Raw genomic sequence first — 1,474 nt, forward strand, 5'->3', positions numbered from 1 at the left:
GGGCGGGTTCTAACGATCCCCGCAACACCCTGGAGTTCAGGGAGTTGCGGGGATCGTGGATTTCGGGGTGCTGAGGGCGAGGTTCTTCGAGGCGTTGGACCGGGAGAACGGCAGTGTCACGGGTGCTGCCCGGGCGGTCGGGGTGAACCGTCACACGGCGGCCGGGTGGGCGCGCAAGGCCGGTGTCCGTGGTCGGGGGAAGCCCGGTACGAGCGGGCATCCGGGCCGCGTGGAGTATGACCGGCTTCGCGCCTCGGGGATGCGCAGGCGGGATGCCGCGGCGCGGGTCGGGGTTCATGAGCGCACTGCCCGGGACTGGGACCTCGGGATCCGGAAGATCGGCAACGCGCGCCTGCATCCCGATGGGCGCCGGGTCGACTACACAGCTGGCATGACCAGCACCGTCGCCGTCCCATCGGCGCCGTCCCTTGCGGCGGTCGAGGCCGAGCTGCATCCCCGGTTCCTCACGGTGGCCGAGCGGGAGGTGATCGCCGACCTGCGTCGCCTCGGTCAGTCGCTGCGGGCGATCGGGCGGGCGCTGGGCCGGCCGGCCTCCACCGTCAAGCGTGAAATCGATGCCCGTTCCGTCGGTGGTGTCTACCGGCCGCACAGGGCACAGCGGGCGTGGGCCGGAAGCCGGTCGCGCCCCAAGGACTCCAAGCTCGCCCAGGACGGTCCGCTGCGCGAGTTCGTCGCGGGCAAGCTGCAAGAACAGTGGTCGCCCGAGCAGATCTGTCACGCTCTGGTCATGGAGTTCCCCGACGACGACAGCATGCGGGTGAGTCCGGAGACTGTCTATCAGGCGGTCTACGTCCAGGCCCGCGGCGGGCTGCGACGCGAGGTCGCACTCGCACTGCGCACCGGGCGCACCCGCCGCAAGCCGCACCGCAGTCCACAGCAGCGCACACCGCGGTTCGTCGACGAGATGGTGATGATCTCCGAACGCCCTGCCGAGGTCGAGGACCGGGCGGTGCCCGGCCACTGGGAAGGCGATCTGATCGTCGGCACCCGCAACGAGAGCGCGATCGTGACCCTGGTCGAGCGCTCTACCCGCTACGTCCTGCTCGGGCATCTGCCCGGCGGGCATACCGCCGCGGAGGTCCGCGACGTGCTGGTGCCCCTGATCCAGACCCTGCCCGGGCACCTGCGAGGCTCGCTGACCTGGGACCAGGGCTGCGAGATGGCCGCGCACAAGCAGTTCACCGTGGCCACGGGAGTGCCGGTCTACTTCTGCGACCCGCACTCGCCCTGGCAGCGCGGATCGAACGAGAACACCAACGGGCTGCTGCGGCAGTACTTCCCCAAGGGCACCGACCTGTCCGTGCACAGCCCCGAAGACCTCGAACACGTCGCCCAGAAACTCAACGGCCGACCACGCAAAACGCTCGGCTGGAGAACTCCAGCCGAGCGCCTGCGTGATCTACTGACGACCGCGTAAGCCATCAGGTGTTGCGAGGACCCCAAGAATCCGCCT

At 69.7% G+C, this 1,474-nt stretch carries 1 protein-coding gene; it reads left to right on the top strand.

Features of this window, described 5'->3' with window-relative positions; translation table 11 throughout:
* Positions 1-259 precede the first annotated feature (259 nt).
* Positions 260-1,438, top strand: a complete 1,179-nt coding sequence (locus ABZ885_RS41060) for an IS30 family transposase (RefSeq protein WP_360200301.1) — start codon at positions 260-262, stop codon at positions 1,436-1,438.
* Positions 1,439-1,474 lie beyond the last annotated feature (36 nt).

Origin of the sequence: Kitasatospora sp. NPDC047058 (assembly GCF_040643935.1) — a bacterium.
Classification (GTDB): domain Bacteria; phylum Actinomycetota; class Actinomycetes; order Streptomycetales; family Streptomycetaceae; genus Kitasatospora.